This window comes from Tepidimonas aquatica (assembly GCF_007556585.1).
Classification (GTDB): domain Bacteria; phylum Pseudomonadota; class Gammaproteobacteria; order Burkholderiales; family Burkholderiaceae_C; genus Tepidimonas; species Tepidimonas aquatica.
This window is the reverse complement of sequence record NZ_VJNA01000003.1, coordinates 39,303-65,620: the sequence shown is the minus strand read 5'-3', so window position 1 is coordinate 65,620 and position 26,318 is coordinate 39,303. Positions and strand designations below refer to the sequence as shown.

24 protein-coding genes are annotated in these 26,318 nt (G+C 69.1%); 18 read left to right on the top strand and 6 right to left on the bottom strand.

Features of this window, described 5'->3' with window-relative positions:
- Positions 1-10: 10 nt before the first annotated feature.
- The 9 genes from Taqua_RS01700 (at position 11) to Taqua_RS01660 (ending at position 9,252) form a co-directional block, all read left to right on the top strand.
- The gene (locus tag Taqua_RS01700; protein ID WP_144324309.1) at positions 11-1,012 is read left to right on the top strand and encodes an MlaD family protein; all 1,002 of its coding nucleotides are present in this window, start codon (positions 11-13) and stop codon (positions 1,010-1,012) included.
- Entirely contained in the window at positions 1,009-1,779 is a 771-nt protein-coding gene (locus tag Taqua_RS01695; protein ID WP_144324308.1) for a hypothetical protein, read from the top strand. Before Taqua_RS01700 ends, Taqua_RS01695 begins: the two co-directional genes overlap by 4 nt.
- A gap of 184 nt (positions 1,780-1,963) precedes the next feature.
- Positions 1,964-2,815, top strand: a complete 852-nt coding sequence (locus Taqua_RS01690) for an alpha-amylase family protein (RefSeq protein WP_144324307.1) — start codon at positions 1,964-1,966, stop codon at positions 2,813-2,815.
- 72 nt (positions 2,816-2,887) lie between these two features.
- Positions 2,888-3,670 carry a class I SAM-dependent methyltransferase gene (locus tag Taqua_RS01685; protein WP_144324347.1) on the top strand — a complete coding sequence of 261 codons (783 nt, stop codon included), beginning with the start codon at positions 2,888-2,890 and terminating at the stop codon, positions 3,668-3,670.
- Positions 3,667-4,104 carry a ribonuclease HI gene (gene rnhA / locus Taqua_RS01680; RefSeq protein ID WP_144324306.1) on the top strand — a complete coding sequence of 146 codons (438 nt, stop codon included), beginning with the start codon at positions 3,667-3,669 and terminating at the stop codon, positions 4,102-4,104. Before Taqua_RS01685 ends, rnhA begins: the two co-directional genes overlap by 4 nt.
- Positions 4,105-4,215: 111 nt before the next feature.
- Positions 4,216-5,463, top strand: coding sequence for an efflux RND transporter periplasmic adaptor subunit (locus tag Taqua_RS01675; RefSeq protein ID WP_144324305.1), 1,248 nt, complete (start codon positions 4,216-4,218; stop codon positions 5,461-5,463).
- 27 nt (positions 5,464-5,490) lie between these two features.
- Complete coding sequence (locus tag Taqua_RS01670) at positions 5,491-8,571, top strand: efflux RND transporter permease subunit (RefSeq protein ID WP_144324304.1); 3,081 nt, start codon at positions 5,491-5,493, stop codon at positions 8,569-8,571.
- A 137-nt stretch (positions 8,572-8,708) separates the two neighbouring features.
- The gene (locus Taqua_RS01665; RefSeq protein ID WP_132961619.1) at positions 8,709-8,990 is read left to right on the top strand and encodes a type II toxin-antitoxin system Phd/YefM family antitoxin; all 282 of its coding nucleotides are present in this window, start codon (positions 8,709-8,711) and stop codon (positions 8,988-8,990) included.
- Positions 8,980-9,252, top strand: a complete 273-nt coding sequence (locus tag Taqua_RS01660; protein WP_144324303.1) for a Txe/YoeB family addiction module toxin — start codon at positions 8,980-8,982, stop codon at positions 9,250-9,252. The genes Taqua_RS01665 and Taqua_RS01660 overlap by 11 nt, the downstream gene beginning before the upstream one ends.
- Positions 9,253-9,336: 84 nt before the next feature.
- On the opposite strand, the gene Taqua_RS01655 is transcribed toward Taqua_RS01660, so the two are convergent.
- The 3 genes from Taqua_RS01655 to Taqua_RS01645 all read right to left on the bottom strand — a co-directional run bounded on the left by Taqua_RS01655 (position 9,337) and on the right by Taqua_RS01645 (position 12,137).
- Positions 9,337-11,094 (bottom strand): PhoH family protein, encoded by a 1,758-nt coding sequence (locus Taqua_RS01655; RefSeq protein WP_144324302.1) that lies wholly within the window; start codon positions 11,092-11,094, stop codon positions 9,337-9,339.
- Between the two features lie 97 nt (positions 11,095-11,191).
- Positions 11,192-11,671 carry a peroxiredoxin gene (locus Taqua_RS01650; protein WP_132961616.1) on the bottom strand — a complete coding sequence of 160 codons (480 nt, stop codon included), beginning with the start codon at positions 11,669-11,671 and terminating at the stop codon, positions 11,192-11,194.
- An 85-nt stretch (positions 11,672-11,756) separates the two neighbouring features.
- Entirely contained in the window at positions 11,757-12,137 is a 381-nt protein-coding gene (locus tag Taqua_RS01645) for an Mth938-like domain-containing protein (RefSeq protein WP_144324301.1), read from the bottom strand.
- Positions 12,138-12,184: 47 nt separating this feature from the next.
- Between Taqua_RS01645 and Taqua_RS01640 the strand changes: the two genes are divergently transcribed.
- The 7 genes from Taqua_RS01640 to clpB all read left to right on the top strand — a co-directional run bounded on the left by Taqua_RS01640 (position 12,185) and on the right by clpB (position 21,076).
- Positions 12,185-13,417, top strand: a complete 1,233-nt coding sequence (locus Taqua_RS01640; RefSeq protein ID WP_425472571.1) for a pyridoxal phosphate-dependent aminotransferase — start codon at positions 12,185-12,187, stop codon at positions 13,415-13,417.
- A 58-nt stretch (positions 13,418-13,475) separates the two neighbouring features.
- A complete protein-coding gene (locus Taqua_RS01635) occupies positions 13,476-14,807 on the top strand; it encodes a homoserine dehydrogenase (protein ID WP_144324300.1) in 1,332 nt (443 codons plus the stop codon).
- Positions 14,807-16,240: a threonine synthase gene (thrC, locus tag Taqua_RS01630; protein ID WP_144324299.1), complete on the top strand. Its 1,434-nt coding sequence runs from the start codon at positions 14,807-14,809 to the stop codon at positions 16,238-16,240. The genes Taqua_RS01635 and thrC overlap by 1 nt, the downstream gene beginning before the upstream one ends.
- A 7-nt stretch (positions 16,241-16,247) precedes the next feature.
- Positions 16,248-17,564: a molybdopterin molybdotransferase MoeA gene (locus tag Taqua_RS01625; RefSeq protein WP_144324298.1), complete on the top strand. Its 1,317-nt coding sequence runs from the start codon at positions 16,248-16,250 to the stop codon at positions 17,562-17,564.
- A 24-nt stretch (positions 17,565-17,588) separates the two neighbouring features.
- The gene (moaD, locus tag Taqua_RS01620; RefSeq protein ID WP_144324297.1) at positions 17,589-17,846 is read left to right on the top strand and encodes a molybdopterin converting factor subunit 1; all 258 of its coding nucleotides are present in this window, start codon (positions 17,589-17,591) and stop codon (positions 17,844-17,846) included.
- Between the two features lie 5 nt (positions 17,847-17,851).
- Positions 17,852-18,349: a molybdenum cofactor biosynthesis protein MoaE gene (locus tag Taqua_RS01615; RefSeq protein WP_144324296.1), complete on the top strand. Its 498-nt coding sequence runs from the start codon at positions 17,852-17,854 to the stop codon at positions 18,347-18,349.
- Positions 18,350-18,472: 123 nt separating this feature from the next.
- Positions 18,473-21,076: an ATP-dependent chaperone ClpB gene (clpB, locus tag Taqua_RS01610; protein ID WP_144324295.1), complete on the top strand. Its 2,604-nt coding sequence runs from the start codon at positions 18,473-18,475 to the stop codon at positions 21,074-21,076.
- Between the two features lie 101 nt (positions 21,077-21,177).
- Here the strand turns inward: clpB and Taqua_RS01605 are convergent, their stop codons facing one another.
- Together Taqua_RS01605 and Taqua_RS01600 are read right to left on the bottom strand one after the other, a co-directional pair.
- Positions 21,178-22,203, bottom strand: a complete 1,026-nt coding sequence (locus Taqua_RS01605; protein ID WP_144324294.1) for an NAD-dependent epimerase/dehydratase family protein — start codon at positions 22,201-22,203, stop codon at positions 21,178-21,180.
- Entirely contained in the window at positions 22,203-23,429 is a 1,227-nt protein-coding gene (locus Taqua_RS01600; protein WP_144324293.1) for a nucleotide sugar dehydrogenase, read from the bottom strand. The genes Taqua_RS01605 and Taqua_RS01600 overlap by 1 nt, the downstream gene beginning before the upstream one ends.
- 125 nt (positions 23,430-23,554) lie before the next feature.
- Between Taqua_RS01600 and Taqua_RS01595 the strand changes: the two genes are divergently transcribed.
- Positions 23,555-24,574 (top strand): glycosyltransferase family 2 protein, encoded by a 1,020-nt coding sequence (locus Taqua_RS01595; RefSeq protein ID WP_246094573.1) that lies wholly within the window; start codon positions 23,555-23,557, stop codon positions 24,572-24,574.
- On the top strand, positions 24,565-25,524 hold the full coding sequence (locus Taqua_RS01590; protein ID WP_144324292.1) for a lysylphosphatidylglycerol synthase transmembrane domain-containing protein: 960 nt from the start codon (positions 24,565-24,567) through the stop codon (positions 25,522-25,524). Before Taqua_RS01595 ends, Taqua_RS01590 begins: the two co-directional genes overlap by 10 nt.
- A 6-nt stretch (positions 25,525-25,530) precedes the next feature.
- Here the strand turns inward: Taqua_RS01590 and Taqua_RS01585 are convergent, their stop codons facing one another.
- Positions 25,531-26,307 carry a peptidylprolyl isomerase gene (locus Taqua_RS01585; RefSeq protein ID WP_144324291.1) on the bottom strand — a complete coding sequence of 259 codons (777 nt, stop codon included), beginning with the start codon at positions 26,305-26,307 and terminating at the stop codon, positions 25,531-25,533.
- Between the last annotated feature and the right edge of the window lie 11 nt (positions 26,308-26,318).

Below are 26,318 nucleotides of genomic sequence, written 5' to 3'. Positions count from 1 at the left end.
GACGCGTGACATGGCAACCGACCAACCCAACGCATCCCCCGCCACCGATGCACCGGCCGCCGCGGCGACACAGACGCTGGAGCGGCGCGCGCGCGCCCTGCTGGCGCTGCTGGCGGCGCTGCTGCTGGGTGTGACGCTGTACCTGATGGTGGCGCGGGGCGTGTTCGAGCCGACCCAGCAACTGACGTTGGTGACCGACGACGCCGAGGGCGTGACCGTCGGCATGGACCTGACGTTTTCCGGCTTTGCCATCGGGCGCGTGCGCCGCATCGACCTGGCCGACGACGGCAGCGTGCACCTGCTGATCGATGTGCCCAAGCGCGACGCGCGCTGGCTGCGCGAGTCCAGCGTCTTCACGCTGGAGCGGGGCCTGGTCGGCGGCACGCGGCTGCGCGCCTACACCGGCGTCATCGACAGCCCACCGCTGCCCGACGGCGCCGTGCGCCCCGTGTTGCGGGGCGACGCCATGGCCGACCTGCCGCGCGTGCTCAACACCGCGCGCGAAGCGGTGGAGCACCTGCGTGCCATGACGGCGGCCGACGCCCCTGTCAACCTTGCGCTGCTTGAGCTGCACGCGCTGCTGCAGCGCGCCAACGGCCCCGGCGGAGCGCTGCAAGCCGCGCTTGGCGACGCCGACCGTGCCCGCCTGAGCGCCGCGCTGCGTCAGCTCGACGCCACTGTGGCTGCAGCGCGCCAGCTGTTACAGCGGGGCGATACGCTGGTGCAGCGCGCCGACGCGCGCGTGCTGGGGCCGGGCGGCGTGGTGGACGACGTACAAGCCGCGTTGCGCGAGGCCGCTGCCCGCTTGGCCGAGGCCAAGGCCACGCTGCAACGTGTCGATGCCATTTTGGACGATGTTCAGGGCGTGGCGCGCAACGCGCGCGCGGCCAGCGTCGACCTGGACGCCCTGCGTGCCGAGGTGGAGGTGACGCTGCGCCGCGTCGACGCCCTGATGCTGGACCTCCAGCGGCGCTGGCCGTTTGCTCGCGAGACGGAGGTGCGGCTGCCATGAGGGCGTGGCGTAGGTTACACGCGGTAGGGGCGGCGCTGGCTGCGGCGCTGCTGGTCGGCTGCACGTCGCAGCCACCGGTGCCCCAGTGGCGGCTGGATCTGCGGCAGGCGGTCGAGCAGGGCACGCTGGCGTACCTGCAAGGCCACGACCGTAGCGCTGCGCTGCACGTGCAGCGTGCCCAGCAGGCCGCGGCGCAAGGCGCCCAGGCCCCGGCGTTGGCGCGTCAAGCGCTGGCGCACTGCGCCGCGCAACTGGCCGCGTTGCAGGGCCAGGGCTGCGCCGCTGCCGCGCCCTACCTGGCCGACGCCACGGTAGCCGAGCAAAGCTACGCCGCCTGGCTGGCCGGCTGGCCCGCGCGCCCGTGGGACGGGCCTGGCCGCCCGGACGCTGCAGCCCTGCCACCGGCGGCCCGCGCGCTGGCGCAAGCCTGGCCTGCGCCGCCGGCAGCCGACCTGGCGCACTGGCTGATGGGGCTGGACGACCCGCTGACACGCCTGGTGGCCGGCGGTTGGCTGTGGCACGCCGCTGGGCTGGACGCCGCGGCCGTGGCGGTGTTGGTCGACACCGCCAGTGAACAAGGCTGGCGCCGTCCGCTGGCGGCGTGGCTGGCGGTGCAGCAGCGCATGGCCCAGCGCTTGGGCGACACCACCACCGCCGCGCAGGCGCAGCGCCGCTTGGATTGGCTGCTGCGTCCCCAAGCCGCGCCAGCGGCCGGCTCGCCATCGGGCCCCGCCGTGGCGGATCCGGCGGCGCCGGACCCCCGCTGACGGCGCCGCGGCGCGGCTTGCGGCACAATGTGGGCTTGGCGCCCCAGCCGTCTAACCGCAGGGCCGGGCGGGGTGTGTCTTTAGTCGCAGTGCCCTGCCATGGCCTTTGTCCTTTTACTCGATGATCAAGCCTCGCTACCCCGCCAGCGTGCGGACCCCGCATCGCCGTACCTCCTCTCCCTCCGTGTCGACAGGCCCCGCCATCGCCTTGGTCGATGAACGCTACCTGATATGGCTGGCCAGTCAAACGGTCAGCGCGCCCGTGCGTACGCTGCAACGTGGAGCACTGCACGGTGTCATGGCGCAACTGGCGCGCGCCGGCGGCGCCGAAGGGGGCCTGCTGCGCACCGTGCTGTTCACCGACCAGGCCTGCACCGAGTTGCACGACGACGTCGTCATCCGCACCGTCCCGGCGCACGCCAGCGACGGCGGCCTGAGCCTGGTGCGTGCGCTGGGCGGCGAACTGGCGCAGCTGGCCCGCCACCAGCCTGGCGTGACGTTGATCGTGGCCAGCGACGACGAACGCCTCATCCCCTACATCGACGAGGCCCAATGGCGCGGCGCGCGCGTGGTGCTGGTGGCTGATGACAGCGTGCACGACTTTGCCCGCCTCAGCGCCGACGACCCGAGTTGGGCGCGCCTGCTGCTGCAGGCCGACCGGCGCGTGGCGTTGTCGCCGGCGGCGTGGGACGCGCTGACGCAGCCGGCCGGCGCCGAGTCCACCGACGCGGGGCGTGAGGCCGACCAGCCAGACGAACATTGGCGCGCCGAAGTGGCCCGCATCATCGACCAATGGTGGTCGGCGCAGACCGACGACGAGCGCATCGACCTGACGGCGGCGATGCGCGTGCAGCAAGGCGTGCCTGCCGAGGCCGACCGCAGCATCCTGATGCAGGTGCGCCGCGAGCTGGGACGCAACCTCAGCTTTGCCGAAAAGCGCCTGATGCGCGAGATGGTACGCCACATCGTGCTGGGCGAGGACGCCGCGTCGGCCGAGGCGCCGGCGCCCGAAGCGCTGCCCGTGGCGCAAGACTGAACCGCGTACCCTGCCGTGAGCGCGGATCGCCCCCGTGCCCCAGCGGCCCCCGAGCACGGCGCGGGGCAGGCCTTGGCGGCTTGGTTTTGCACCCCGCCGGGGCGCTACCTGCTGGCATGGGAAGCGCGTCACTTCGCCGATGCGGTGGCCGATGCGTTTGGCTACCATGCGTTGCAGCTGGGCATGCCGCAACTCGACGCGCTGGCCGCCAACCGGATGCCCCACCGCTGGCTGGCTGCGCCGGAGGAGGCGCCGCCTGACCTCGTCGTGGTCCAGCCGCCGCAGCGCCCGATCGACCTGGTGGCACACGCGGCGGCACTGCCGTTTGCGGCCGACAGCCTGGACCTGGTGGTGTTGCCCCACACGCTGGAGCTCAGCGCCGACCCCCATGCGGTGCTGCGCGAGGTCGAGCGCGTGCTGGTGCCCAACGGCCGCGTTGTCATCAGCGGCCTCAACCCGCTGAGCCTGTGGGGGCTGCGCCAGGCGCGCGCGCACCTGTGGGCCCGCGCCGGCTGGGCGGGTTCGCGCTGGGCACGCCCTTACCTGCCGGAGGCCGGGGCGTTCATCGGGCTGGGCCGATTGCTGGACTGGTTGCGCCTGCTCAGCCTGGAGGCCGAGCGCGTCGAACGCGGCTGCTACCGCCCGGCCGTGCGCAGCGAGCACTGGCTGCGGCGCTGGGCCTGGATGGACCGCTGTGGCGCGTTGCTGTGGCCACCGCTGGGCGCGGTGTATTTCATCGTGGCCGTCAAACGCGTGCGTGGCATGCGGCTGCTGGGGCCGGCTTGGCGTCCGACGCGGGCCGCGGCCGCGCCGGCCGTGGTGGCACGACGCGACGGACAACCCACCCCCCCATGACCGACGTCATCATCTACACCGACGGAGCCTGCAAAGGCAACCCCGGCCCGGGCGGCTGGGGTGCGCTGCTGCGCGCTGGCCAGGCCGAAAAAGAACTGTGGGGCGGCGAAGCCCGCACCACCAACAACCGCATGGAGCTGACCGCGGTCATCGAGGCGCTGGCTGCGCTCAAGCGCCCGTGCCGCGTGCACCTGTACCTGGACAGCGAGTACGTGCGCAAGGGCATCACCGAGTGGCTGCCCGGCTGGAAAGCGCGTGGCTGGCGCACCGCCGACCGTCAGCCGGTCAAAAACGCCGACCTGTGGCAGCGCCTGGACGAGCTGGTGCACGGCCGCGGGCACGACATCCACTGGCACTGGGTGCGTGGCCACAGCGGCGACCCCGGCAACGAACGCGCCGACGCCCTGGCCAACCGCGGCGTGCCCAGCACCTGAACGCGCGCGGGCGGCCCACCGTGGGGTTACGTTACCGCCGTTAACACGCCAGCAACGCGTCTCGGTTACAGTGGCCGCCTGCCCAAGTGGCCCACATTTGCAGGAGTGCCGATGCCCCGTCGCGCCGTGATGCCGTTGGCCGTGTTGGCCTTGATCGCGCTGGCTGCCGCCGCTTGGTGGTGGCAGCGCCGCCCCGCCACGCCCGCGCAACCGCCGGCGGCCGCGGCGCCCGCGTCGGCCCCCACGGCGCGCGCGCCCGGACCCGGCGTGGGCGGCCCCGCGGGGCCGGGGCGCGGCGGGCCGCCGGCGGTCGAAGTGGCGTCGGTGCAGGTCGCGCCACTGGTGGACCAAGCGCAGGCCGTTGGCACGCTGGTGGCGCGCCAGCGCGTCGTGGTGCGGCCCGAGGTGGCGGGCCGCATCGTCGCCATCGGGTTTGCCGATGGCGCGCCGGTACGCAAAGGGCAGTTGTTGTTCCAACTCGACGACACCCTGCAAAAAGCCGAGCTGGCCCAGGCCCAGGCTCAGTTGGCGGTGCAGCAAGCCAACCTGCGTCGCAACGAGGAGCTGGTGGCGCAAGGCTTTGTGGCGCAGCGCGTGCTCGACGAAAGCCGCGCCGCCGTGCAGGTGGCTCAGGCGCAAGTCGAGCTGGCGCAGGCACGGCTGGCACGCATGCGCATCGTGGCTCCGTTCGACGGCGTGGCAGGCATCCGCCAGGTGCACGTCGGCGAGTACGTCAAGGATGGCGCCGAGCTCGTGCACGTGGAAGACACGTCGCAGTTGGTGGTGGATTTCCGCTTGCCGGAGCGGCTGCAGCCGCGCGTGGCGGTGGGACAGACGTTGCGCCTGACGGCGGACGCGCGCCCGCAAACGGTGTGGGAGGCCAAGGTGCAGGCCATCGACCCGGCGCTGGACGCTGACGGCCGCGCCCTCATCGTGCGCGCCGCGCTGCAAGACGCCCGCCACGGGTTGCAGCCTGGCATGTTCGTGCGCGTGGCGCTGGTGCTGGGCCGTGAACCGGCTGCCCTGTGGGTGCCCGAGGAAGCCATCCAGCCGCAGGGCCAGCAGTTCTGGGTCTGGCGTGTGCGGCAGGCGCAGGGCGAGCAGCCGCCCGAGGTCGAGCGCGTGGCGGTGCAGCCGGGCGCACGCCGGGGTGGCCAAGTGCACATCGTGCAGGGCTTGCGTGAAGGCGACACCGTGGTCGTGGCGGGGCAACAGCGCCTGCAGCGCGACGGCACGCCGGTGCGCATCGTGCAAGCCGGGCAGGGCGGCCCGGCCAGCGGCCCCGTAGGCCCCGCCGCTTTGGGACAGCACCCGCCCGCGGGGGCGGACCGTGCGTCCCAGGCCGGCCAAGGCGGCTGAGTTCCGACAAGCGCGCAGAGGCCGGCCATGCCATTGCCCGAAATCGCCATCCGCCGCCCGGTGTTTGCCACCGTGCTGTCGCTGCTCATCGTGTTGGTGGGCTGGGTGTCGTTCCAGCAGCTCTCGGTGCGTGAGTACCCCAAGATCGACGAGCCGGTGGTCACCGTCACCACCCGGTTGGCCGGCGCGTCCAGCGAGGTCATCGAATCCACCGTCACCAAAGTGCTGGAGGATTCGCTGGCCGGCATCGAAGGGGTGGACGTCATCACCTCGATCAGCCGGCCCGAGCAAAGCCAGATCTCGGTGCGTTTCCGGCTCGAGCGCGACCCCGACGCCGCCGCAGCCGAGGTGCGCGACAAGGTCGCGCGCGTGCGCGGACGCCTGCCGCAGACGGTCGACGAGCCGGTGGTGGCCAAGGTCGAAGCCGACGCCTTCCCCGTCATCTGGATCGCGCTGAGCTCCGAGCGCTACTCGCCGCTGCAACTGACCGACTTGGCCAACCGCATCGCCAAGCCGGTGCTGCAAACGGCCACCGGTGTGGCCGAGGTGCGCATCTATGGCGAGCGGCGTTTTGCCATGCGGGTGTGGCTGGACCCCGACCGGCTGGCCGCCTACGGCCTGACCGTGCAGGACGTCGAAGACGCGCTGCGCCGCGCCAACCTGGAGGTGCCGGCCGGCCGGGTCGAGAGCTTGCAGCGCGAGTTCAACGTCACCGCGGCCACCGACCTTCGAACCCCGCAGCAGTTCGAGGAGGTGGTCATCCGCACCGCGGCCAGTGGCCTGCCGGTGCGGCTGCGCGACGTGGCCCGTGTCGAGCAGGGCGCGGCGGACGAGCGCACCTCGGTGCGCCTCAACGGCCGCGACACGGTCTCGCTGGGCGTGATCCGGCAGGCCACGGCCAACCCGCTGGAGCTGTCGGCCAGCGTGCGCGCGCTGCTGGCCAAGGTGCAGGCCGACCTGCCCCCCGGCATCGAGGTGCAGGTGGCCAACGACAACTCGGTGTTCATCGATCGCTCGATCAAAGCGGTGTACCAGACCATCCTCGAAGCGGTGGTGCTGGTCACGCTGGTCATCGTGCTGTTTTTGCGCACCGCTCGCGCCTCCATCATCCCGCTGGTGACCATCCCCGTCAGCCTCGTGGGCGCTTTTGCGCTGATGGCGTTGTTCGGGTTCACGATCAACACCCTGACGCTGCTGGCGTTGGTGCTGGCCATCGGCCTCGTGGTCGACGACGCCATCGTGGTGCTGGAAAACATCCACCGCCACATCGAGGAGGGCATGACGCCGCTGGCCGCAGCGATCAGAGGTTCGCGCGAAATCGCCTTCGCGGTGGTGGCCATGACGCTGACGCTGGCGGCGGTGTACGCGCCGCTGGCGTTCACGCCCGGACGCACCGGGCGGCTGTTTGCCGAATTCGCGCTGGCGCTGGCCGGGGCGGTGCTGGTGTCGGGCTTTGTGGCGTTGACGCTGTCACCGATGATGTGCGCGCGGCTGCTGCGGCATCAGGCCAAGCCCTCGTGGTTCGACCGCACGATGGAGCGGGGCTTGGCCGCGGTCACCCGCGGCTACGGGTGGGCACTGGGATGGGCGCTGCGCGCGCGTTGGGCCGTCGTGCTGCTGATGGTGGCGTGCGCGGCGGCCAGCGTGTGGCTGTTGACGACCACCAAACAGGAACTGGCGCCGCTGGAAGACCGCGGCGTCATCCTCAACATCGTCAACGCGCCCGACGGCTCCACCGCCGCCTACACCTCGCGTTACGCCGCGGCCATCGAGCGCATCGGCCAGCAGTACCCCGAGTTCGATCGCATCTTTGCTCTCGTCGGCAACCCGACGGTGTCGCAGGCAACGGTGTTTTTCCGCGCCAAGCCGTGGGAGGAGCGCCAACGCTCCACGCTGGAGCTGGCGCGCGAAATGGCGCCGAAAATCGCCAGTCTGCCTGGCGTGACGGCGTTTCCGATCACGCCACCTTCACTCGGGCAAGGGTTTCGCGAGCGTCCGGTCAACTTTGTCATCACCACCAACGACAGCTACGCCAACCTGGCGCGCGTGGTGGCGGAGTTTCAGCGCCGCGTGGCGCAGTACCCGGGTTTTTTGCAGGTGGACACCGACCTGCGCATCAACAAACCCGAGCTGCGCCTGGAGGTGGACCGCGAGCGTGCGGCGGCGTTGGGTGTCAGCGTCGATGCCGTGGCGCGCGCCGTGGAGACCATGCTCGGCGGGCGCACGGTGGGCCGCTACAAGCGGGAGGGTGAGCAGTACGACGTCATCGTGCAGACCGAAGCGGTGCGACGCAGCGCGCCGCAGGACATCGAGCGGCTGTACGTGCGTGGCCGCAACAGTGCGATGGTGCCGTTGGCCGCGCTGGTCAAGGTGCAGGAGGTGGTCGCGCCGCGCGAGCTCAACCACTTTGCCCAGCGGCGCAGCGCCTCGATCACCGCCAACCTCAGCCCGGAATTCGCGTTGGGCGAGGCGCTGCAGGTCATGGACACGATCGCGCGCGAGGTGCTGCCCGAGGGCTACGCCACCGACCTCAACGGCTCCAGCCGCGAGTTTCGCGCCGCGGCCGGGTCGTTGGCGGTGGTGTTCGTGCTGGCGCTGCTGTTCATCTACCTGGTGCTGGCCGCGCAGTTCGAAAGCTTCGTCGACCCCTTCGTCATCATGCTGTCGGTGCCGCTGTCGATGCTGGGGGCGCTGGCGGCGCTGAAGTGGAGCGGTGGCACGCTCAATGTGTTCAGCCAGATCGGGCTGGTGACGCTGGTGGGCTTGATCACCAAGCACGGCATCCTGATCGTCGAGTTTGCCAACCAGCTGCGCCAGCAGGGGCTGGGCCTGCTGGACGCGGTCCGCCGCGCCGCGGAGCTGCGCCTGCGCCCGATTTTGATGACCACCGGCGCGATGGTGCTGGGGGCGATCCCGCTGGCGTTGGCCACAGGGGCCGGCGCCGAGAGCCGTCAGCAGATCGGCTGGGTCATCGTTGGCGGCATGAGCGTGGGCACGTTGCTGACCATTTTCGTCGTGCCCACGGTGTACCTGCTGCTGGCGCGCCAGCGGGTGCCCGGCGCCGACCGCACGCCGGTGCCGGTGCAGGTCGAGCACGCGCACGGCTGAGTGCAAGACCCCACGGCTCGCAGCACGGTGGCGGCCAAAGGATCTATGCGCGGAGGCTGAAGCGGTGGACCGGTCTTGCTGAGCGGTGGTTTCTCATAACTTGTACAATGAGCTTGTACAACAACGAGGATGCCGCTATGACCATCGAAACCACCTACAGCCAGGCGCGCGAACAGCTCAAGGTGCTGATGGATCGCGCGGTGGACGATCGCGAGGTCATCGTGGTCCGCCGCCGCTCGGGCGGCGCTGTGGCGATGATTGCCGCCGATGAGCTCGAGGGTCTGTTGGAGACAGCCCACCTGCTGCGGTCATCCAAAAACGCCGAGCGCCTGTTGACGGCACTCAACCGGGCGCGCCTGGGTCATCTGAAGCCCACGACGCTGAACCAACTCAGGAAGGACGTGGGCCTTGAGCCGTGAGTCCATCCGGCTTGCGGTGTGCCATCCTGAATTCCTGGAGGACCTGCGCCACTGGGTCGAGACCGACCGGCGCACCGCCAAGCGTTTGCTCGACATCGTCGAAGCGGTACTGCGTGAGCCCTTCGACGGCATTGGTAAGCCCGAGCCCCTGAAATACCTTGGGGCGGACGTTTGGTCGCGCCGCATCACGCAGGAACACCGCTGCGTCTACCTCGTCAAAGCCGACCGGGTCGAATTCCTGCAGGGGCGCTACCACTATTGACCGTAGGCACGACAAGCGGCTGCGTTGTGCGGTGAAGAGCGGCGCAATCGGCCTGAGGGTGCCCTTCGGTCCCCAAGCGCGACTTCACAGAACCTCGCTGGCAAAGTCCGCCAGGCGCGAGCGTTCGCCACGCGCCAGCGTGACGTGGCCGCCGTGCGGCCAGCCTTTGAAGCGGTCCACGACGTAGGTCAGCCCCGACGATCCCTCCGTCAGGTAGGGAGTGTCGATTTGCGCCAGGTTGCCCATGCACACGAGTTTGGTGCCCGGCCCCGCGCGGGTGATGAGCGTCTTCATCTGCTTGGGCGTGAGGTTTTGCGCCTCGTCGATGATGACGTATTTGTTCAGGAAGGTGCGCCCGCGCATGAAGTTCATGCTCTTGATCTTGACGCGGCTGCGGATGAGGTCCTGCGTCGCGGCGCGTCCCCACTCGCCAGCCGGGTTTTGTCCTCCCTTGGCCAAAAACTCCAGGTTGTCGTCCAGCGCACCCATCCACGGCCCCATTTTTTCTTCCTCGGTGCCGGGCAAAAAGCCGATGTCCTCGCCCACGCTGACGGTGGCGCGGGTCATGATGATCTCGGTGTAGCGGCGCTCGTCCAGCACCTGCGTCAACCCCGCGGCCAGCGCCATCAGCGTTTTGCCGGTGCCGGCGGTGCCCGCCAAGGTGACGAAGTCGATCTCCGGGTCCATCAGCAGGTTGAGCGCGAAGTTTTGCTCGCGGTTGCGCGCGGTCACGCCCCACACAGCGTTTTTCAGGTGCGTGTAATCCTTCAACGTGCGCAGCACGGCGGTTTTGCCGCGCAGCTCCACCACGCGCGCGTACAGCGGCGGCTCGCCCGGCGCCTCGTGGTAGACGAACTGGTTTAACAGCATCTGCTGCACCAGCGGGCCGCCGATACGGTAAAAGGTGTGGCCGCCTTGCTGCCAGCTTTCCACTTTTTTGCCCTGGCGCGCCCAAAAGTCCGTGGGCAACGCCAGCATGCCGGTGTACAGCAGCTCGACGTCGTCGATGGTTTTGTCGTTTTCGTAATCCTCCGCCGCCAGGCCCAGCGCCCGCGCCTTGATGCGCATGTTGATGTCTTTCGACACCAGCACCACGTCGCGCTCGGGGTGGCGTTGCTTGAGCCCCTGCACCACCACCAGGATGTGGTTGTCGGCCTTGCCCTGGGCGATGCCGTCGGGCAGGGAGTGGCTGAATGCCTCGGTCTGAAACAGCAACGTGCCGGTGGCTTCCCGGTGGCCCAGCGCCGTCAGCGGCACGCCGTCGCGGATGTCGCCGCGCACGGTGGCGGCCAGCGCGTCGAGCGTGCGGCTGGCCTGGCGCGCGTTGCGTGCCACCTCGCTCATGCCTTTTTTGTTGTTGTCCAGCTCCTCCAGCACGATCATCGGCAAGTAGATGTCGTGCTCTTCGAAGCGGAATAGGCAACTGGGGTCGTGCATCAGCACGTTGGTGTCGAGCACGAACAGCTTGCGCGGCCCGCCGTTGCGCCGCGTGGCGCGGCCTGCAGCGGCGCGCGGCGTGGCCTGCGGTGGCGCTGCCATCGCGCCGCCGGGCGCCGTTGCGGCCGCCTCGAGCGGGGCCGCCTCGGGGGCCGGTGCCGGCGCCGCGGCGCGGGCCGGGGTTGGCGCGCTGGCCACGTCGGCCGCAGCGGGCCGCCGCGCGCGACGTGCGGCGGGCGTTGCGCCCGCCGTCGGCACCGGGGCCGATGTGGCCAGCACGGGCGCGGTCACAGTCGGCGAAGGCGCAGGCTGTGGGGCGGGGGCGGCAGGGGTGGCGCTGCGGCGGACGGTGGCGTCGGCTTGGACGCGATCGCCTTTGCGGCGTGGAGGGGGCGGTAACGGCATGGTGGGATGATGCCAGAAAAGACGACGCCGCCCTCGGGGGCGGCGTGCGGGGTTCAAACGGGCTTCGGCGCGTGAGCCATGCGGGGCGATACGGGGGTCACGCTGCCTTTTTGCTTAGCATTTTGACGGCTTTGAGCACCTCGTCGACGTGACCCGGCACTTTGATGCCACGCCACTCTTGCAGCAGGATGCCCTCGGGGCTGATCAGAAACGTGCTGCGCTCGATGCCTTTGACCTTTTTGCCGTACATGATTTTATTTTTGACCACCCCGAACATGTGGCACATTTTTTCTTCGGTGTCGGCGATCAGCTCGAACGGCAGTTCCAGCTTGGCTTTGAAATCTTCGTGCGACTTGAGGTTGTCGCGCGACACCCCGAACACCTGAGCCCCTGCCTTGACGAACTCCGCGTAGTGGTCGCGGAACTGCATAGCCTCGGTGGTGCAGCCCGGTGTGTGATCCTTGGGGTAAAAATACAGCACCAAGATCTGGCCGAGGTGGGACTGGTGGGTGACTTTGATGCCGCCGGTCGCTTGGGCTTCGAATTCGGGTATGGGTTTGTTGACGACGACGGCCATGCAGCAAGTCCCCTTATAACAGAAACGTGCCGATTGTAACACATCGCTGCGCGGCAACCCACGGCCGCGCCGCCGCGTGGCGGGGTCAACCGTGGCCCGATTCGATCAGCAACGCCGCCACGACGCGGCGGCCTTCGCCGGCCAAGATGTTGTAGGTGCGCGCCGCGGCCATCGTGTCCATCGTCTCGACGCCGATGCCGCGTTCGATCAACGGACGCAGCAGCGCCGGCGGCACAAAGCGCAGCCGCGGCCCGCTGCCAAACAGCACCACTTCCGGCGCCAGCTCGGCCAGCTGCGCGAAGTGTTCGACCGTCAACGCCTCGAAGCGCGTACAGTCCCATGCCCGCAGCACGCCGCTGGCGGCGATCACGACGCTGTGCTCGTAGCGCTGGCCGCCCGCGTGCAGCCAGCCTGGACCATGGGCCTGGATGGCCAGGGTGTCGATGCGGTCGGGCTGGATCTTCATGGGCGGCGCGTGCTGTAGCGGTATTCTGTGGTGAAATTATGCCCGCCATGCTGCCCACCATCCACAAATCCGCCAAACTCGCCAACGTCTGCTACGACATCCGCGGCCCCGTGCTCGAAAAAGCCCGTCAGATGGAGGAAGACGGGCACAAGATCATCAAGCTCAACATCGGCAACCTGGCGGTGTTCGGGCTGGAGCCGCCCGACGAGATCGTGCAGGACATGATCCGCAACCTGCCGCAGGCGGCCGGCTACACCGACAGCAAGGGGCTGTTCGCGCCGCGCAAGGCCATCGTGCACTACACGCAGGAAAAGCGCATCGCCGGCGTGACGGTGGACGACGTCTACTTGGGCAACGGCGCGAGCGAGCTCATCACCATGAGCATGAACGCGCTGCTCAACGCCGGCGACGAGATCCTGGTGCCGGCGCCGGACTATCCGCTGTGGACGGCCTCCGTATCGCTGTCGGGCGGCACGCCGGTGCACTACCTGTGCGACGAGGCCAATGGCTGGATCCCGGACCTGGACGACATGGCGCGCAAGATCACGCCGCGCACCAAGGGCATCGTCGTCATCAACCCCAACAACCCCACCGGCGCGCTGTACCCGGTGGAGGTGCTGCAGGCCATCGTCGAGCTGGCGCGCAAGCACGGGCTGATCGTCTTCGCCGACGAGATCTACGACAAGGTGCTCTACGACGGCAACGTCCACACCTCGATCGCGTCGCTGGCGGACGACATCCTGTTCGTCACGTTCAACGGCCTGAGCAAGAACTACCGCTCGTGCGGCTACCGCGCGGGGTGGATGATCGTCTCCGGCGACAAGCGCCGCGCCAAGGACTACATCGAGGGGCTGAACATGCTGGCCTCGATGCGGCTGTGCGCCAACACGCCGGGGCAGCTGGCGATCCAGACGGCCCTGGGCGGCTACCAGAGCATCAACGATCTGGTAGCCCCGGGCGGTCGGCTGTGCCGCCAGCGCGATCTGGCGCACCGGCTGCTCACCGAGATTCCGGGCGTCACCTGTGTCAAGCCGAAGGCCGCTCTGTACATGTTTCCGCGCCTGGACCCCAAGGTTTACCCGATCGAGGATGACCAGCAGTTCGCCTACGACCTGCTGGCCGAGGAAAAGGTGCTGATCGTGCAGGGTACGGGCTTCAACTACCCGACGCCGGACCACTTCCGCCTGGTGTTTTTGCCGCACGAGGACGACCTGACCGAGGCGATCGGGCGCATTGCGCGCTTCCTCGGCCACCTGCGGCGCCGCTACGGTACCGACTGAAGCGCTGGCCCCCCTGACTTTACCCACCGCGTTACGACGAACGATCCGAAGAGCGAACATGACTCAACTTCCCCCCATCCAAGTGGGCCTGCTGGGCATCGGCACCGTGGGCAGCGGCGTCTTTCGTGTGCTGCAGCGCAACCAGGAGGAGATCCGGCGCCGCGCAGGCCGTGGCATCGCCATCACGATGGTGGCCGACCTCGACACCGAGCGCGCGCGCGGCATCGTGGGGGATGCGGCGCAGGTGGTGGCCGACGCCCGCGCGGTGATCGCCAACCCCGACATCGACATCGTCGTCGAGCTCATCGGCGGCTACGGGATCGCCCGTCAACTGGTGTTGGAAGCCATCGCCGCGGGCAAGCACGTCGTCACCGCCAACAAGGCGCTGCTGGCGGTGCACGGCAGCGAGATTTTTGCTGCCGCGCAGGCCAAGGGGGTGATGGTGGCGTTCGAGGCGGCCGTGGCCGGTGGCATCCCCATCATCAAGGCCTTGCGCGAAGGGTTGACCGCCAACCGCATCCAGTGGGTGGCCGGCATCATCAACGGCACCACCAACTTCATCCTGTCCGAAATGCGCGACAAGGGGCTGGACTTCGACGTCGTGCTGAAGGAGGCGCAGCGCCTTGGCTACGCCGAGGCCGACCCCACGTTCGACATCGAGGGCATCGACGCCGCGCACAAGGCCACGCTGATGAGCGCGCTGGCGTTTGGCATCCCGGTGCAGTTCGACAAAGCCTACGTCGAAGGCATCACGAAGCTGCAGGCGGCCGACATCCGCTACGCCGAGCAGCTGGGCTACCGCATCAAGCTGCTGGGCATCACCAAGCGCGTGGCCGGTGGGGTGGAGCTGCGCGTGCACCCGACGCTGGTGCCGGCCAAGCGCTTGATCGCCAACGTCGAAGGGGCGATGAACGCGGTGGTGGTGCAGGGCGACGCCGTGGGCACGACGCTGTACTACGGCAAGGGCGCCGGCAGCGAGCCGACCGCCAGCGCGGTGATTGCCGACCTCGTGGACGTGACGCGCCTGCACACCGCCGACCCGCAGCACCGCGTGCCGCACCTGGCGTTCCAGCCGCACGCGATGAGCGATCTGGCCATCGTCCCGATGGCGCAGGTGGTCACCGGCTACTACCTGCGGCTGCGCGTGGCCGATCAGCCCGGGGTGCTGGCCGAGGTCACCGGCATCCTGGCGCGCGCCGGCATCAGCATCGACGCCGTGCTGCAGCGCGAGGCCGACGAGGTCGGCGGCGAAGGCAGCACGCAAACCGACCTGATCATCCTGACGCACGACACCGCCGAGGGCACGATGGACGCGGTGCTGGCGGCGATGCAGGCGCTGCCGACGGTGCTGGCGCCGATCGTGCGCATCCGCAAGGAGGAGCTGGCCTGATGCGCTATCTCTCGACCCGTGGCGAGCCCGCGCGGCGCCGCTTCAGCGACATCCTGCTGGAGGGTCTCGCGCCTGACGGTGGCCTGTACCTGCCCGAACACTACCCGCAGGTGGACGCCGCGACGCTGGCGCGTTGGCGGCGCATCTACCACGAGCAGGGCTACGCCGAGCTGGCCTTCGAGATCCTGTCGCTGTACATCGACGACATTCCGCCCGACGACCTGCGCGCGTTGTTGCGCCGCACCTACACGGCCGAGGTGTTTGGCACCGGCGAGATCGTGCCGCTGCGCCACCTGGAAGACGGCCTGTGGCTGGAGGCCCTGTCCAACGGCCCGACGTTGGCGTTCAAGGACATGGCGATGCAGTTGCTGGGCCACCTGTTCGAGTACGAGCTGGCGCGCCGCGGCGAAACCCTCAACATTCTGGGTGCCACCAGCGGCGACACCGGCAGCGCCGCCGAGTACGCGATGCGCGGCAAGCGCGGCATCCGGGTCTTCATGCTCAGCCCGCACGGGCGCATGAGCCCGTTTCAGCAGGCGCAGATGTACGGCCTGCAAGACCCCAACATCCACAACATCGCCATCGAGGGCGTGTTCGACGACTGCCAGGACATCGTCAAGGCGGTCAGCGCCGACCTCGACTTCAAGCGCCGCTGGCGCATCGGCACGGTCAACTCGATCAACTGGGCGCGGCTGCTGGCGCAGGTGGTGTACTACGTCGCGGGCTGGATCCAGGCCACCGAGCGTGACGATCAGCGCGTCAGCTTCGCCGTGCCCAGCGGCAACTTCGGCAACGTCTGCGCCGGCCACATCGCGCGCATGATGGGGCTGCCGATCGAGCGGCTGGTCGTGGCCACCAACGAAAACGACGTGCTGGATGAATTTTTCCGCACCGGGGTGTACCGCGTGCGCGGCAGCGCCGACACCTACGAGACCTCCAGCCCGTCGATGGACATCAGCAAGGCCAGCAACTTCGAGCGCTTCGTCTTCGACCTGCTCGGGCGCGACGCGGCGGCCACGCGCCGGCTGTTTGCCGAGGCGCTGGCGCGGCACGGGCGCTTCGACCTGTCGCAGCACCCGGCGTTTGCCCAGGTGCGGCAGCGCTATGGTTTTGTCAGCGGCCGCAGCACCCACGCCAACCGCATCGAGACGATCCGCGCCACGTGGCAGCGCCATGGCGTGCTGATCGACCCTCACACGGCTGACGGCGTCAAGGTGGCGCGCCAACACCTGCAGCCCGGCGTGCCGATGATCGTGCTGGAAACCGCGCTGCCCATCAAGTTCGCCGCCACCATCGTCGAGGCCATTGGGCAGGAGCCGCCGCGCCCGGCGCATCTGCAGGGGATTGAGCAGCTGCCCAAGCGCGTGCTGGTCATGCCGGCCGACGCCCAGCGTGTCAAAGACCACATCGCCGCGATGTGCCAAGGAGGTTGACCGTGCCATGACCGACCGCCCCAATCCCCCAAGCTCGCGTGGTCCGCTGCTCAGCGTCGAAGAAGCGCTGCAGCGTTTGTTGGAGGGTCTGGCGCCCGCGGTGCAGGCGGTGCAGCAGGTGCCACTGGAACAGGCCGACGGGCGCGTTTTGGCGCAGGACGTAGTGGCCGAACTCGATGTGCCGGGGTTCGACAGCAGCCAGATGGACGGCTACGCCGTGCGCTGCGCCGACGTGGCGCGCGCCATAGAACAAGGCCGGCCGCTGCCGGTGGCGCAGCGCATCGCGGCCGGGCACTTCGGCGTCGAGTTGGCACCGGGTACCGTGGCACGCATCTTCACCGGTGCGCCGCTGCCCGCCGGCGCCGACGCGGTGGTCATGCAGGAGGACGCCCAGCCTGCCGAGGCGCCGGCGGACGCGCCCCAGGCACCGTTGGGCTGGATTCGCGTAGAGCGCGCGCCGCAGCCCGGCCAGTGGGTGCGCCGCCGCGGCGAGGACGTGGCGCGCGGCCAGGTCGTGCTACGGGCCGGGCAGCGGCTGCGCGCGGCGGATCTGGGGGTGGCGGCGTCGTTGGGCATGGCCAGCGTGCCGGTGTGGACGCGCCTGCGCGTGGCGCTGGCGCCCACCGGCGACGAACTCGTGCAGCCCGGTACCGTGGCGCCGGCGGACCTGCCGCCGGGGGTGCTGTACAACTCCAGCCGCTACGTGTTGGTGCCGCTGCTGCAACGCCTGGGCTTCGAAGTGACCGTGTTGCCGGTGTTGCCTGACGACCGCGAGGCCACCGAGCAAGCGTTGGCCGCCGCGGCGCTGCGGCACGATGCCATCGTCACCACCGGCGGCGTGTCGGTGGGGGAGGCCGACCACGTCAAGCCCGCAGTACAGGCGCTGGGCGCGTTGGACCTGTGGCAGGTGTCGATGAAGCCGGGCAAGCCCTTCATGCACGGCTGGATCGACCGCGCTCGCCTGGGCGGGCACGGGCGTTGCCACGTGCTGGGGTTGCCGGGCAACCCCGTGTCCAGCGTGGTCACGTTGGCGTTGCTGGCGCGCGCCGTGCTGCTGCGGCTGGCCGGGGCCGCGGTGGCGGCGCAGCTGCCGCCGGCGCTGTGGGTGCGGGCCGACTTCGATTGGCCGCGCCCCGACCGACGGCGCGAGTTTGTGCGCGTACGCCGCAACGCGGACGGTGGGGTCGACTTGTTTCCAAACCAAAACTCGTCGGTGTTGACCTCGGTGGCGTGGGCCGACGGGCTGGTCGACATTCCCGGCGGCACCACCGTGGCGCGTGGCCAATGGGTGGCGTACCGTGCGCTGGATGGTTGGTGGGATTAGCATGTACGATCGGGCCTTGCCGTCATGGACAAACGCATCCGCATTCGCCTGTTTGCCAGCCTGCGCGAGGCTTTGGGCACCGCCGAGCTGGCGCACACCACCGCGGCCGCCACGCTGGGGGCGCTGCGCGACGAGCTGATCGCCCGTGGGGGCGCGTGGGCCGAGGCGCTGGGTCGCCACCGTCCGGTGCGTGTCGCGCTCAACCAGGCCATGGCGACCGAGGAAGCGACGTTGCCCGACGGGGCCGAGGTGGCGTTTTTTCCCCCCGTCACCGGAGGCTGAAGGCCATGGCTTTGCTGCGGCGCAGCGTCACGATCCAAACCGCCGACTTCGACCTCGGCGCCGAGGTGGCCGCGCTGCGCGCGGGCGATCCCGGGGTGGGGGCGGTGTGCGCGTTCGTGGGCACGGTGCGCGATGTCAGCGACGGTGCCGCCGTGGCGACGATGGAACTGGAGCACTACCCCGGCATGACCGAACGCGCCATCGACGCCATGATCGACGAGGCTGCGCGTCGCTTCGACATCCGCGCTGTGCGTGTCATCCACCGCGTGGGTCCGCTGCAACCGCAAGACCAGATCGTGCTGGTGGCGGTCACGTCGGCACACCGTGGGCAGGCGTTTGCCGCGTGCGAATTTTTGATGGATTACCTCAAAACGCAGGCGCCGTTTTGGAAAAAAGAGCACACCCCCAGCGGGGCGCGCTGGGTTGATGCGCGCGTCAGCGACGACGCGGCGCTGGCGCGCTGGGGCATTGAGGCGCGCAACGCGGGTTCCGCGGCCGGCTGAGGGGCGCCGCCCGCGCGTGGGGCACGAGGGCGCACGACGTTTGATCCAGCGCAATGCGCGTGCCCTTGAAATCGGGGACGCTGCGCCCCATGTGGAAATCAGTCCATCATCGGAGCTGTTTCCATGCGCATCGACAAACTCACCACCCAATTCCAAGAAGCACTGGCCGAGGCCCAATCGATGGCGTTGGCCAAGGACCACGCTTACATCGAGCCGGCGCACGTGCTGGCGGCCATGTTGGCGCAGGACGGGCCGCGGGCGTTGCTGCAGCGCGCCGGGGTCAACGTGGCGCAGCTCAAAAAAGCGGCTGAGGACGCGGTGCAGCGCCTGCCGCAGGTGCAGGGCCAGGAGCAGGTGCAGGTTGGCCGCGACACGGTCACGCTGCTGCAGGCCGCCGAGAAGGAGGCCCTGAAGCGCGGCGACCAGTTCATCGCCAGCGAGCTGTTTCTGCTCGCGCTGGCCGACAGCAAGATCATGCTGGCCGACGCCGCGCGCGCCGCGGGCCTCAACCGCAAGGCGCTGGAGGCGGCCATCGACGCCGTGCGAGGAGGACAAGCCGTGACCAACCCCGAAGCCGAAAACCAGCGCGAGGCACTGAAAAAATACACGCTGGACCTGACCGAGCGCGCCCGGCAGGGCAAGCTCGACCCGGTCATCGGCCGTGACGACGAAATTCGCCGCACGATCCAGATTTTGCAGCGGCGCAGCAAGAACAACCCGGTGCTGATCGGCGAGCCGGGCGTCGGCAAGACCGCCATCGTCGAGGGGCTGGCGCAGCGCATCGTCAACGGTGAGGTGCCGGAGACGCTCAAAGACAAGCGTGTGCTGGCGCTGGACATGGCGGGGCTCTTGGCCGGCGCCAAGTACCGCGGCGAGTTCGAGGAGCGCCTCAAGGCGGTGCTGAAGGAAATCGCCGCCGAGGAAGGGCGCATCATCCTCTTCATCGACGAAATCCACACGATGGTGGGCGCCGGCAAGGCCGAAGGCGCGATGGACGCCGGCAACATGCTCAAGCCCGCCCTGGCGCGCGGCGAGCTGCACTGCATCGGCGCCACCACGCTGGACGAATACCGCAAATACATCGAGAAGGACGCGGCGCTGGAGCGGCGCTTCCAAAAGGTGCTGGTCGACGAGCCCAGCGTCGAAGCCACCATCGCCATCCTGCGCGGGTTGCAGGAGAAATACGAGCTGCACCACGGCGTCGAGATCACCGACCCGGCCATCGTCGCCGCGGCCGAGCTGAGCCACCGCTACATCACCGACCGCTTCTTGCCGGACAAGGCCATCGACCTCATCGACGAGGCCGCCGCGCGCATCAAGATGGAAATCGACTCCAAGCCGGAGGCGATGGACAAGCTCGAACGCCGCCTGATCCAACTGAAGATCGAACGCGAGGCCGTGCGCAAAGAAACCGACGAAGCCTCGCGCAAGCGGCTCGAGCTGATCGAGGAAGAAATCGCCAAGCTGGAGCGGGAGTACGCCGACCTCGAAGAGATTTGGAAGGCCGAAAAAGCCCAGGTGCAAGGCTCGGCGCAGATCAAGGAAGAGATCGACCGCATCCGCTTCCAGATCGAGGAGCTCAAGCGCAAGGGCGACTTCAACAAAGTGGCCGAGCTGCAGTACGGTCGGCTGCCCGAACTGGAGCGTCGCTTGCAGGAGGCGCAGGCGCGCGAGGCCGGCAAGGATGGCGCCAAGGGCTTCAAGCTGCTGCGCACGCAGGTGGGGGCCGAGGAAATCGCCGAGGTGGTGTCGCGTGCCACCGGCATCCCGGTGTCCAAGCTGATGCAGGGCGAGCGCGAAAAGCTGCTGCAAATGGAAGACAAGCTGCACGAGCGCGTCGTCGGGCAGGACGAGGCGATCGCGGCGGTGTCCAACGCCATCCGGCGCGCGCGCGCGGGGTTGTCGGACCCGAACCGGCCGCTGGGGTCGTTCCTGTTCCTGGGGCCCACCGGCGTGGGTAAAACCGAGCTGTGCAAGGCGCTGGCGGGCTTTTTGTTCGACAGCGAGCAGCACATGATCCGCATCGACATGAGTGAGTTCATGGAAAAGCACTCGGTCAGCCGCCTGATCGGCGCGCCGCCGGGCTACGTCGGCTACGAGGAAGGTGGCTACCTGACCGAGGCGGTGCGGCGCAAGCCCTACAGCGTGGTGCTGCTGGACGAGGTGGAAAAGGCCCACCCGGACGTGTTCAACGTGCTGCTGCAGGTGCTCGATGATGGGCGCCTGACCGACGGCCAGGGCCGCACGGTGGATTTCAAGAACACCGTCATCGTGATGACTTCCAACATTGGCTCGCAGCGCATCCAGCAACTGGCTGGGCAGGGGCACGACATGGAGGACATCAAGGACGCGGTGTGGGAGGAGCTCAAGGCGCACTTCCGCCCCGAGTTCCTCAACCGCATCGACGAGACCGTGGTGTTCCACCCGCTGTCGAACGAGCACATCAAGAATATCGCGCGCATCCAGCTGCGCACGCTGCAGGAGCGGTTGGCCAAGCTGGACCTGACGCTGTCGTTCACCGACGCGGCGTTGGAAGAGCTTGCCAAGGTCGGCTACGATCCGGTGTTCGGTGCGCGGCCGCTGAAGCGGGCCATCCAACAGCGCATCGAAAACCCGCTGTCCAAGTTGATCTTGGAGGGGCGCTTCCCGCCCAAGAGCGAGATTCCGGTCGACGTCGACCCGGTGCGCGCGCCCGGCCAGTTCATCTTCGGCCGCACGGTGCACTGACGCCGCGGGGCGGGCGTGCCGCTGGCCCGCCATCGCGCGCCTCGAACGTTTCCATCGCAAGGCCCCGTCGCGGGCCTTGTGGTGCTGGGGCGGGTCGCCGCCTACACGCCGTGGTAGTCGCGGTACCAGCGCACAAACGCCGCCACGCCTTGCCGAAACGGCGTCTGCGGCCGGTAGCCGGTGAGCCGTTGCAGCAGCGAGCACTCGGCCCAGGTGGCCGGCACGTCGCCGGTTTGCAGCGGCAGGTGGTTGCGCACGGCGGGCTTGCCAACCTCGGCCTCGATGGCCTCGACAAAGTCCAGCAGCCGCACCTTGTCGGAGTTGCCGATGTTGACCACGCGCCACGGCGCCGCGGGGCTTAGCGTGTCGCCTTCGATGGGCTGCCAGCCGCGCGCGGGCGTGCGCTGTTCGGGCGCCGGGGGCACCACGTCGATCAGCAGCCGGATCGCACGCACGAGGTCGTCCACGTAGGTGAAGTCACGCCACATGTCGCCGTGGTTGTAGATGTCGATCGGCGTGCCCTCCAGGATGCCCTTGGTGAACTTGAACAGCGCCATGTCCGGCCGGCCCCACGGCCCGTAGACGGTGAAGAAGCGAAACATCGTGGTGGGCACGCCGTGGATGTGCGCGTAGGCGTGGCCCATCGCCTCGTTGGCCTTTTTGGTGGCGGCGTACAGCGTCAGCGGCCAGTCGGTCTTTTGTTGCTCGCCAAACGGCATCTCCGGGTTGGCGCCGTAGACGCTGCTGGTGGAGGCCATCAGCAGGTGGCGTGGCTTGATCGCTCGAGCAACTTCGAGCAGGTTGAACGTGCCCACCAGGTTGGCGTCGATGTAGGCGCGCGGGTTTTCTAGGCTGTAGCGCACGCCCGCTTGCGCGGCCAGGTGCACGATGACGTCGGGCTGCGCGGCGCGGGCCGCCGCTTGCAGGGTTGCGGCATCTTCCAGCATCGCCTCGGTGGCGGCAAAGGCTGGAAATTCGCGCAGCAGCGCGTGGCGGCGCTGCTTGAGGCGCACGTCGTAGTAGTCAGTCAGGCCATCGTAGCCGTGCACGGTGTGGCCTTGTTGCAGCAGCAGCCGCGCCAGATGAAAGCCGATGAAGCCGGCGCTGCCGGTGATGAACACACGCATCACGCGTCCCCCCCGAACAGGTCGCGCGTGTAAACCTTGTGTTCGACGTCGGCCAGGTCCGGGTGGTGGCGGTTGGCCAGGATCAGGTCGGCCTGCTGCTTGAAGGCGTGCAGGTCGTGCAACACCGGCGAGTGGAAAAAGTGCGGCGCGTGCAGCGCGGGCTCGTAGACGATGATCGTCACGCCCTTGGCCTTGAGGCGCTTCATGACCCCCTGGATGGCCGAGGCACGGAAGTTGTCGCTGCCAGCCTTCATGACCAGGCGGTACACGCCGACCACAGGCGGCTGCGGTCCGCGCGGCAGGGCCTGCAGGCGGCGCAGCACGTCCTCGGCGATGAAATCCTTGCGCGTGGCGTTGGCCGCCACGATGGCGCCGATGAGGTTTTGCGGCACCTGCTGGTAGTTGGCCAGCAGTTGTTTGGTGTCTTTGGGCAGGCAGTAGCCGCCGTAGCCGAAGCTGGGGTTGTTGTAGCCTGGGCCGATGCGCGGGTCCAGGCACACGCCGTCGATGATTTGGCGCGTGTCCAAGCCGTGGGTGGCGGCGTAGGTGTCGAGTTCGTTGAAAAACGCCACGCGCATGGCCAGGTACGTGTTGGCGAAGAGTTTGATGGCCTCGGCTTCGGTGGGCTCGGTCAGCAGCACCGGGGTGTCGGGGCGTGCCGTGCCGCCGCGCAGCAGCTCAGCCACCCACTGGCCGCGCGCGCCGCGGTCGCCCACGACGATGCGGCTGGGGTGCAGGTTGTCGTGCAGCGCCTGACCCTCGCGCAAAAACTCCGGCGAAAAGACGATGCGCTCGGTGCCGTGGCGCTGGCGCGCCGCGGCGGTGTAGCCCACCGGTACGGTGGACTTGATGACGATGGTGCTGCTGGGGTGCACCTGCAGCGCCTGCGCGACGACGGCATCGACGCTGCTGGTGTCGAAGGCATTGGTGGTGGGGTCGTAGTCGGTCGGGGTGGCGACGATGACGAGGTCGGCCTGCGCCAGCGCCTGCGCGGCGTCGGTGGTGGCGTGCAGGCGCAGCTCGGCGCGCTCGGCCAGCCACTGGGCCGCCAGCGCGTCATGCACCGGGGGGCGACGCTGGCGCAGCGCGGCCACCCGCTCGGGGTTGATGTCCAGCACCGTCACATCGTGGTGCTGCGCCAGCAGCAAGGCATTGGCCAGGCCGACGTAGCCGGCGCCGGCGACGGTGATGCGGGGTGAGGTTGGAAGCAGGCTGGGTGCGGTCATGGGGTGGCTGGGCGACGGCCGATGCGCCGGGGTCAGGCGCGGCGCAGTATACGGCAGCGGCCCACTACAATGCCGCCGCACCCCGGCCTCGCGCCTGACCTTCGTTTGCACGAGGTTTGCACACCATGCCTTCTGAAGTGATGCCCAACGCCAACCCGCCCCCGAGCACTGCTCAGGGCGTCCCCGACGTGTCGATCGTGGTGCCGGTTTACCACGAACGCGACAACTTGCGCGAGTTGGTTGAGCGTGTGCAGCAGGCGCTGGGACCGACGCCGTGGTCGTTCGAATTGATCTGCGTCGACGATGGTTCCACCGACGACAGCGCGCTTATTTTGGCGGAGCTGGCCCGGCGCCACGCCTGGCTGCGCCCGGTGGTGCTGGCGCGCAACTACGGGCAGTCCACCGCGCTGCAAGCCGGTTTTGAGCGCGCCCGTGGGCGCTACATCGTCACGCTGGACGGGGACTTGCAAAACGACCCGGACGATATCCCGGCGCTGATCGAGCGCCTGGAGCGCGACCCGGAGGTGGACGTGATTTCTGGCTGGCGCCACCAGCGGCAGGACAAGGCGCTGTCGCGCAAGTTGCCCTCCGTGCTGGCCAACCGATTGATCTCGTGGGCCACGCGGGTGCCGCTGCACGACTATGGCTGCGCCCTGAAGGCTTACCGGCGCGAGATCATCGAGCGCATTCGGCTCTACGGGGAGCTGCACCGCTTCATTCCGTCGCTGGCGCGCGAGGCCGGTGCCCGCATCGTCGAGGTGCCGGTGCGGCACCACCCGCGCACGCGTGGTCAGTCGAAGTACGGCATCGACCGTACGTTTCGCGTGATCCTGGACCTGGTGCTGATCGTCTTTTTCTTGCGCTACCGCCAGCGCCCGTTGCATGCCTTTGGCGGCCTCGGGCTGTGGCTGCTGACCCCGGGGCTGCTGATCCTGACGTACCTGCTGGGTGTCAAGCTGATGGGGGATGACATTGGCAACCGGCCGCTGTTGCTGGCGGGTGTGATGATGGTGCTGATGGGGGTGCAGCTCGTGGTGGCCGGTTTGACGGGTGAGTTGCTGATTCGCATCTACCACGAAGGGGCGGCCCGACCGCAGTACCACACACGGCCGCTGCCCGCGCCTGGGAACCCAGCATGCGATTGAAGGCGCCACTCGGGCGTGGGGTTAAGCTGCTGCTGCGCCTGGCGGTGTCGCTGGCGTTGCTGGTGGCGTTGCTGCACGCCATCGGGTGGTCGAATGTGGTGCATACGCTTGCCGGGGCCGACCCCGGCTGGGCTGCGCTGGGGTTGCTGCTGGCCGTGCTGGCCAACACCGCGTGCGCCTGGCGGTGGCGCGCGTTGGTGCGCTGGTTGCGGCACGAGGTGGCCTGGCCGTGGGCGTGGGTGGCCTACCAGCGCGGCGTGGCGCTCAACGCGGTGCTGCCAGGGGCCACGGTCGGGGGTGATGTTTGGCGCGCCTGGGCCTTGCAGCGCACCGGGCTGGACTGGCCGCGCGCCAGCGCCAGTGTGCTGCTGGACCGTATCAGCGGCCTATGGGGGCTGGCATTGCTGGGCGGAGGGTGTGCCGTGGGGGCGCTGCTGGCGGACGGCACGGCGCTGCGCTTGACGCTTGCGCCTGGCGGGCGCGGGGCTACGGCCGCCGCGGTGGGCGTGGCCGTGCTGGTGCTGGCGTGGTTGCCACGCGCGTTGCTGCGCTGGGGCGCAGCGCGCTCAGGTGGGCGTCATCCGTGGTGGGGCTGGTGGACGATGCTGGCGCAGCACGAGCCGTTGCGTCACTGGCGGCAACAGTTGCTGGCTTCGGTCGGGGCGCAGGCCGTGACCGTGGCGGCGCTGTGGGCCGCGGCGCTGGCGGTGGGGGCGCCGCTGGCGTGGTGGTGGCTGGCGCCGGCGGCGGTGCCGATTTTCGTGGCGGCAGCGTTGCCGGTGGGGCTGGGCGGCTGGGGCACGCGCGAGGCGGCCAGCGCCGCCGTGCTGGCTTGGCTGGGCGTGCCCGCCGCGCAGGCGGTGGGTATGTCGCTGCTGTTTGGCGCCTACGCGCTGTTGCAGGCGCCGCTGGGTCTGCTGCCCCTGCCGCGCCCGCCTAGCGGCGCCTGAGGCCGGTCACTGCACCTTGGCTTTGGCGCGCAGTTCTTCCTGGAACTTGGCCAGCTTTTGCTGCTGCAGCTGCTGCTGCAGCTGCGGCTTGACGGCTTCGAAGTCGGGCAGCTGGGCTTTGCGCACATCGTCCACCCGGATGATGTGCCAGCCGAACTGGGTCTTGACCGGGGTGGAGGTGGTTTGACCCTTGCCCAGTTGCGCCATCGCCTGACCGAACTCAGGCACGAACACGTCGGGGGTGGCCCAATCCAAGTCGCCACCGTTGGCGCCCGAACCTTTGTCCTTGGAGCGCTGCCGTGCGAGGTCTTCGAACTTGGCCCCTTTGGCCAGCTCGGCCAGCACCGCTTTGGCTTCGTCTTCGCTGTCGACCAGGATGTGGCGTGCGCGGTATTCCTGGCCCATGGCCTGCGCGATGCGGTCGTACTCGGCACGCAGCTCGGCGTCGGTGATGGGGTGGCGGCGCTGCTCGTCGGCAAACAGCTCGCGGATCAGCACGGTTTGCGTGGCCAGCTCCAGCTGCGCCTTGACCTCGGGCGAGGCGCGCAGGCCGCGGCGCTCGGCTTCCTGCATGAAGATTTCGCGCAGGATGGCTTCCTCTTTCAGCTGGGCGCGCACCTGGTCGTCGACCGGGCGGCCCGAACGGGCGATTTGCTGCTCCAGGGCCTTGAGCCGTGCACTGGGCACCGGCTTGCCGTTGACGATGGCCAGGTTTTGCGCGTGGACGGCGCCGGCACCAGCCAGCGCCACGGCCAGCACCGCGCGGGTAAGGGTATGTTTCATCAGAACGTCAG

Excerpts from the sequence above, each read along its gene's own strand:
- Taqua_RS01665 (WP_132961619.1), top strand. The coding sequence starts at position 8,709 with ATGACCATCGAAACCACCTACAGCCAGGCGCGCGAACAGCTCAAGGTG.
- Taqua_RS01695 (WP_144324308.1), top strand. The coding sequence starts at position 1,009 with ATGAGGGCGTGGCGTAGGTTACACGCGGTAGGGGCGGCGCTGGCTGCG.
- Taqua_RS01615 (WP_144324296.1), top strand. The coding sequence starts at position 17,852 with ATGGCTTTGCTGCGGCGCAGCGTCACGATCCAAACCGCCGACTTCGAC.
- Taqua_RS01700 (WP_144324309.1), top strand. The coding sequence starts at position 11 with ATGGCAACCGACCAACCCAACGCATCCCCCGCCACCGATGCACCGGCC.
- Taqua_RS01585 (WP_144324291.1), bottom strand. The coding sequence starts at position 26,307 with ATGAAACATACCCTTACCCGCGCGGTGCTGGCCGTGGCGCTGGCTGGT.
- Taqua_RS01645 (WP_144324301.1), bottom strand. The coding sequence starts at position 12,137 with ATGAAGATCCAGCCCGACCGCATCGACACCCTGGCCATCCAGGCCCAT.
- rnhA (WP_144324306.1), top strand. The coding sequence starts at position 3,667 with ATGACCGACGTCATCATCTACACCGACGGAGCCTGCAAAGGCAACCCC.
- Taqua_RS01605 (WP_144324294.1), bottom strand. The coding sequence starts at position 22,203 with ATGCGTGTGTTCATCACCGGCAGCGCCGGCTTCATCGGCTTTCATCTG.
- Taqua_RS01600 (WP_144324293.1), bottom strand. The coding sequence starts at position 23,429 with ATGACCGCACCCAGCCTGCTTCCAACCTCACCCCGCATCACCGTCGCC.
- Taqua_RS01590 (WP_144324292.1), top strand. The coding sequence starts at position 24,565 with ATGCGATTGAAGGCGCCACTCGGGCGTGGGGTTAAGCTGCTGCTGCGC.
- Taqua_RS01650 (WP_132961616.1), bottom strand. The coding sequence starts at position 11,671 with ATGGCCGTCGTCGTCAACAAACCCATACCCGAATTCGAAGCCCAAGCG.
- Taqua_RS01675 (WP_144324305.1), top strand. The coding sequence starts at position 4,216 with ATGCCCCGTCGCGCCGTGATGCCGTTGGCCGTGTTGGCCTTGATCGCG.
- Taqua_RS01655 (WP_144324302.1), bottom strand. The coding sequence starts at position 11,094 with ATGCCGTTACCGCCCCCTCCACGCCGCAAAGGCGATCGCGTCCAAGCC.
- clpB (WP_144324295.1), top strand. The coding sequence starts at position 18,473 with ATGCGCATCGACAAACTCACCACCCAATTCCAAGAAGCACTGGCCGAG.
- Taqua_RS01670 (WP_144324304.1), top strand. The coding sequence starts at position 5,491 with ATGCCATTGCCCGAAATCGCCATCCGCCGCCCGGTGTTTGCCACCGTG.
- Taqua_RS01635 (WP_144324300.1), top strand. The coding sequence starts at position 13,476 with ATGACTCAACTTCCCCCCATCCAAGTGGGCCTGCTGGGCATCGGCACC.
- moaD (WP_144324297.1), top strand. The coding sequence starts at position 17,589 with ATGGACAAACGCATCCGCATTCGCCTGTTTGCCAGCCTGCGCGAGGCT.
- Taqua_RS01595 (WP_246094573.1), top strand. The coding sequence starts at position 23,555 with ATGCCTTCTGAAGTGATGCCCAACGCCAACCCGCCCCCGAGCACTGCT.
- Taqua_RS01625 (WP_144324298.1), top strand. The coding sequence starts at position 16,248 with ATGACCGACCGCCCCAATCCCCCAAGCTCGCGTGGTCCGCTGCTCAGC.
- Taqua_RS01640 (WP_425472571.1), top strand. The coding sequence starts at position 12,185 with ATGCTGCCCACCATCCACAAATCCGCCAAACTCGCCAACGTCTGCTAC.
- thrC (WP_144324299.1), top strand. The coding sequence starts at position 14,807 with ATGCGCTATCTCTCGACCCGTGGCGAGCCCGCGCGGCGCCGCTTCAGC.